Here is a 5,925-nt window from a genome sequence, read left to right on the forward strand (position 1 = left end):
TTTCCCTACACGACGCTCTTCCGATCTTTTTTTAATATTTTTTTTAATTTTTTTTAAGAATTATTATTTTTTTATAAATTTTTGAAAAGCTTTTTATACTATCAATTTTAATAAGACTATTGGGGGGATACTTTGAATAAGAAAAATCTTTATTCTATTTTAATTATCATTTTATTGATTGTCTTTTCGTTAAGTCTAATTCAAGTAATCTCAGCAAACAATTATCTGGAAATTGAGGATGAATTCTATGAGTCTGATTTGTATGAGCAAAATGAGGATTTATTGGATTCTTACAACAATGAACTTCCAAATCAGGTTGAAATAAAATTTAATGAGAATGGATCATATGTAGTAAATCTAAACACAGATGAAAACTATTATGAATTGTCCGATCGCTTGTATGAATGCATATCCAATCAAAGTCATAACACCAGTGCAAATATCACTACATTAAGACATGAACTAAGACAGATTTGCCTTGACTATGGGCTTGAGGACCCTAATATAACAATCACAAGTCCTTATGGGGATGATACATTTATCACATCTGCTGTAGGTATTGGAATTTCAATGGAACCTACATTGAAGAGTGGAGCTAGTTTGGTTTTAAACAAGACTCATGATGTTCATGTTGGAGACATTGTAGCTATTGATTCTCCTAAATATGGGCCTATTTGTAAAAGAATTGCCAGAGTAAGGGGAGACAAGGTTTTTGCTGTCAGTGATAATGTGAATGGAAGCTATGTGAAGGATGGAAAGCGCATTTATTATGAGGGTATCCGTACTTGGGAAAATATCTCAGACATTGATGGAGTTGCAATAAATGTCTATAACAATGATGGCGTGATTAGGGTTTAATGTTTTATGCAATTAATTTTTTAATTTCACCCATTTTTAAACCTATTTTTATGCAAAAACTTTTTAAATGATTAATATTAAATATATAATTACGTTAGAATATTTGCTATCTGATTTGCAAATAAAAAAAGTCTGACGTATTATTTAATTAAACTCTTATGGACTATAATATTTAGAATTTGATTAATAATTAAATTGCTATTCACTACTAATTTAAACTAATACAGTTAATCAAAAAAACATTTTAAATATTGTCCTTTGGATGTGGCGAAAAGCTGAACAAGAGGTTATAAAATGATGTACAAATATATTAGAGATGCATGGAAAAATCCAGATGAGTCTTATGTAAGAGAACTTATGTGGCAAAGAGTTCCAGTTTGGAGAAAACAACCTGCAATTACTAGAATCGACAGACCAACCAGAATTGATCGTGCTAGATCTTTAGGTTACAGAGCTAAAAAAGGATTCGTAGTTGTCAGAGTAAAAGTTAGACGTGGTGGACGTAGGAAAACTCGTTTCAAACATGGTCGTAGACCTAAAAGAATGGGTGTAAACAAAATCACACCAGCTAAATCTATTCAAAGAATTGGAGAAGAGCGTGTAGCTAAAAAATACCCTAACATGGAAGTATTAAACTCTTACTGGGTATGGGCTGACGGAAAATACAAATACTTTGAAGTTATTTTAGTAGACCCACAAAGTCCTTCTATTAAAAATGACCCAAAAATTAACTGGATTTGTGAAAAACAGCACAGAAGCAGAGCTCTCAGAGGCTTAACCAGTGCTGGTAAAAAAGGCCGTGGCCGTAGAAATAGAGGAAAAGGTAGTGAAAAAAGATTAAAATAATCTTTTTTTAATTTTTCTTTTCTTTTTATTTTTTCTATTTTTTGCATTGCTTTTTTTAATTTAGATATTCTATTTTTTCATTGCTTTTTTTAATTATTTTATTCTTTTTTTATAAATTTTATTCACTTTTTAACGATTTTAAACTATTTTTAACTATTTTTTTTAATTTTTCTATTAATTTTTTAAAAAATTTATTCATTTTCAACGATTTTTTTATAATTTTTCTAAAATTCTCTCATATTAACTATTTTTAACTATTTAAACTATTTTTAACAATTCAAAACTATTCATAACTATTCATAAGTATTTATAACAATTTTTATTAATATTAAAATTAAATTATATAATAACAAGTATTTTTTTAATAAATTTAAAGGTTAAATCATGATTCACAATATTAGATATCGTGTTTTTATATATGATAATGAGGATAAGGATGATATTTTAGAGGCTCTTTTAAATATTTTGCCTAGTGCAGTTCCTGAAGTGGAGGAAGCGGAAGGTCTACTTGAGGAAAAGATGCTTATTTTGTCCGGAACCATTTCTAAAAAAAGAGAAACAAAGGAATTCCTGAAAAATCTTACTGAATCAATTGGAGAGGATCAATTAAAAAAACTTTATTTGGATTTGGATAGGAAAATGGATGAAAAGGGAAATTGGTTTTTAAGATTCTCAAAGGAAAAGGCTCTTGAAGAGGAATGGGAAATATTGGATGGTGGAGACAGCATTCACCTAAAGATAAAGATAGCTGCATATCCTGCTAAAAAAGAGGTTGCTATTGATAAAATCAGTGAAATATTCCCGCAAGAGATTAAAAATGCTTAAGATTTAAGCAATATTGGATTTTTGAATAAAATGTTTTGAGTATTATCGAGGCTTTTTTAAATGCTCAAATATTAAATTATTAAAATATTAAAATATTAAAATATTAAAACATTAAAATATTAAAACATTAAAATATTAAATGTTATTAAAGGTAATTTGAATGAAATTTTATGATTTGAATGTTAGAGGGCAGGATTTTAACAGAGATTTGTCCCTTCTTAAGGAAGCAAATAAATTTGGATGGGATTATATTAATTTTAATTATACTCCTGACAAGTTTTTTGAAGCTAAAAACTATGAAGATGAACTCATTGAGGAGATTGGAAAGTTCAGTGATGATTCCACATATAGAAACAAGTACAATTATGATTCAATCAAAATGGGAATGGGGATAAACATTTTAAATGCCAATTCTAATGAAATTCGTAAAATTACCAAAAAGAATAGGGATAAGTCAAATTACATCAGTTGTTTAGGGGGAGATTTGAAGGTAAATCGCAGTGCATGTGAAAATCCTCTAATAGATGTTCTTTCCCGTCCTTATTACAAGAGATTTGATTCCGGAATGAATCATGTCCTGGCTAAGGAGGCAGCTCGAAACAATGTAGCTATTGAATTGTGTTTCAGGGATGTTTTAAAGAATTTTTTAAAATATCGGGCTAATGTGATAAGCTATTTCAAGGAAATACTGATGTTTCATAGAAAGTTCAAGTTTCCTTTGATATTGACCACTGATTCCAAATTGGTTTATGATGTCAAATCTTCAAGGGATGTCTTTGCATTCTTCAAGTCAATCGGTTTTAGCCAAGAGGAAATCTACAATGGATTTTACTATTATCCCAAACAGATTTTAGACTTTAACAAGGAAAGGAAAAACATGGTGGTAAAAGGTGTTAAGGTCATTGAGGGTGCAACTGACTTCAGTGAAACCTATAAGGATGATGAAGAATTGGATAAGTTTAATAAGTCTGATTTTGAGGATAATGAATTTGATAATTTTATAGAATATTGTGACAATCCAGATGAGGATTTAGAACTTTCTGATGAAAAGAATTCTTCTGGTGGTTTTGATGATGATTTGAAAATTTCAGATGATAAGAATTCTTCTGGTGGTTTTGATGATGATTTGAAAATTTCAGATGATGATAATTATTCTGATAAAGATTTGGAAAATGGATTTAGGGAGGATGAAAAATGAAACTAAAGATTTTGCCTCCAACCTTAAGAAAAAATAATCATTACTTGATTGTTGATGTAAAGAGTGAAGTAAAACTTTCAAAGGAAGAACTCCTTAACCCTATATGGGATGCATGCATTAGGTTCTGGGGAGAGAACCATTCAAGTAACTTTAATCTATGGGTCATGAAACATTACTTTATTAAAGAAGTACATGAAAATAATGAGGATTATTTTAATTATAAGGCAATTGTAAGATGCCAAAGAGATTACTGTGAGGATCTTCGTTCAGCCCTTATAACCTTGACAAGATATAATAAAAAGAGGATTTCAATGAATACGATTGGAATTTCCGGAACAATAAAGGGAGCGGTTTCCAAATTCATAGATGAAGAATAAAAAATATTTAAAGTTTATTTTAATATAATAATCTATATTTAAACCAGTAATACTTTCTACTGTTTTTTTAACACATTTTGCTCCACCATATGCGGATGTATTAATTTTTTGAAATTGTCTATTACCACAAGCAACTTTAGCATATGTATCTCTTGGTATTGAAAACATAGTTGCATTTAATGTTTTAGGATTGAATGTAACTATCATTATAGTATCTCCATTAAATGCTGCATTTACATCTGATATTGAATCTACTCCTAATATTAAAAATGTAAATGGTTTTGTTAAAGTTTTACCTTCAGTAGAATTATCTTCTTCTTTAATAGAGGAAAGAATATTTCCATCCAAATTTTTTTTTCTTTTTATTTTTTTATTTTTTATTAAGCCATTATTTATACAATTTTCTTTCCCGCATTTATAATTAATACATATTACTTTTTGAATTTCAAAAATTTTATTGATATTTTCATCCTTTTTCGCAAAAGTCACATTCTTATCTTTTAATACATTCATTTTTATTGATATTTTTCTATCGTTTGAATATATTATTTGTGATAGGTTTGGATTATAATCTTCTACGAATTTTTTTTGTTTTATAGTTTCAGGTGAATTTATTGTTGGTTTTGATTTCTCTTTTTTTAGACGCAGATATTCCAAATTTTCTTTGATTTTTTGGTTTATTTGATTGTTATTATTTTTTGGCTTTAAATTATTTTTTATATTCTTACTTATGAATATATTATTCGTTTTAAATTTTTTTTTATTATATAAATTTTTCGATTTTTGCAGTACAATTATATTATGAGGTTTTTTATTTGAATCTACTTCTTTTTCTTTTTTTGCTTCGTTTTGGAATAGTCTTGATTGACTTTTTGAATTCATTATTAATTTTTTTTTTAATGGGATTATTCTTAATTTATTGTTATTATCAATAAAATTGATATTTATTGTTTGTTGTTTTATTTCTTTATCTTTTTGTTTTTTTAATAATTCTTTTCTATACAAGGATGAATTTCGTTTCATTTTTCTTCTAAATATTTCTTCTTTTTTCTTTTTTAATTCGTCATAATTTCTAAATAATTCACTACTTTCAGTTTTGATAGGAGTATTATTACTTTGAGTATAATTAGTCAATCCGTTAAAAGAATTAGTAGCGAATATTTTTTTTCCGCCGAAATTGAGCACTCTTATTTCATCTCCTAATTTATTATTAATATTAACAGTTCCACTTAAATCAGGACTTTTTGATATTCTATTATTTATAGTTATGGGTATCTTATAATAAGTAGGTGTTATTATCCTATTCATTAAAATATTATTATCATTAATAGTTCTTTCTGGACTTATTATGTTTATATTTTGATTAATTTTTCTACTATTTATTGGCTTTATTGATTCTATATTGAAATTATTTAAACCATTAAGTCGACTTTGGGTTATATTTGGGGATTGATATATTCTTAATTTTTCTTTAAATGGGCCTGTCTCGTTTTGATTTATTGTTTTTATATTTATTTTTTTTCCACTGGAATTACTTGTTCTATGGGCTAATATTTTTTGGAGAAATATTGATGAATCTTGAAGAACGGGAAATCCATGTATTCTATTATTGGTTAAAAAATAATTATGTTTTTTGCTCAATATGTTAAATTCATGAAGGTCAAAATTTGACATTTTTTTTCTAAAAAATTATTTATCATTTTTAATTCATTTTTAAATTTTTGAATTATTAAATTTTTAATTATTTTTTTTCTTAAATTTATAAAATAAATTCTTACCTTGGGGATTGGGGATTGGGGATTGGGGATTGGGGATTGGGGA

At 27.1% G+C, this 5,925-nt stretch carries 7 protein-coding genes; 5 read left to right on the plus strand and 2 right to left on the minus strand.

The window, feature by feature from the left end:
* Nucleotides 1-132 precede the first annotated feature (132 nt).
* The 5 genes from Q0138_RS05705 to Q0138_RS05725 all read left to right on the plus strand — a co-directional run bounded on the left by Q0138_RS05705 (nt 133) and on the right by Q0138_RS05725 (nt 4,104).
* Nucleotides 133-858: a S24/S26 family peptidase gene (locus tag Q0138_RS05705; protein WP_297981947.1), complete on the plus strand. Its 726-nt coding sequence runs from the start codon at nt 133-135 to the stop codon at nt 856-858.
* Between the two features lie 297 nt (nt 859-1,155).
* Complete coding sequence (locus Q0138_RS05710) at nt 1,156-1,704, plus strand: 50S ribosomal protein L15e (RefSeq protein WP_297981954.1); 549 nt, start codon at nt 1,156-1,158, stop codon at nt 1,702-1,704.
* Between the two features lie 384 nt (nt 1,705-2,088).
* Nucleotides 2,089-2,529: an RNA-binding protein gene (locus Q0138_RS05715; RefSeq protein WP_297981949.1), complete on the plus strand. Its 441-nt coding sequence runs from the start codon at nt 2,089-2,091 to the stop codon at nt 2,527-2,529.
* 160 nt (nt 2,530-2,689) lie between these two features.
* Entirely contained in the window at nt 2,690-3,727 is a 1,038-nt protein-coding gene (locus Q0138_RS05720) for a ribonuclease P protein component 3 (RefSeq protein ID WP_297981950.1), read from the plus strand.
* Entirely contained in the window at nt 3,724-4,104 is a 381-nt protein-coding gene (locus Q0138_RS05725; protein ID WP_297981951.1) for an Rpp14/Pop5 family protein, read from the plus strand. The genes Q0138_RS05720 and Q0138_RS05725 overlap by 4 nt, the downstream gene beginning before the upstream one ends.
* Here Q0138_RS05725 and Q0138_RS05730 read toward each other — a convergent pair.
* Nucleotides 4,036-5,778 (minus strand): LCP family protein, encoded by a 1,743-nt coding sequence (locus Q0138_RS05730; RefSeq protein ID WP_297981952.1) that lies wholly within the window; start codon nt 5,776-5,778, stop codon nt 4,036-4,038. The two genes, Q0138_RS05725 and Q0138_RS05730, sit on opposite strands and share 69 nt — an antisense overlap.
* Nucleotides 5,742-5,925 (minus strand): hypothetical protein (locus Q0138_RS05735; RefSeq protein ID WP_297981953.1); only part of this gene is annotated, 184 nt, incomplete at its 5' end. The genes Q0138_RS05735 and Q0138_RS05730, both read right to left, overlap by 37 nt.

Origin of the sequence: uncultured Methanobrevibacter sp., from assembly GCF_937906425.1 — an archaeon.
GTDB lineage: Archaea > Methanobacteriota > Methanobacteria > Methanobacteriales > Methanobacteriaceae > Methanobrevibacter.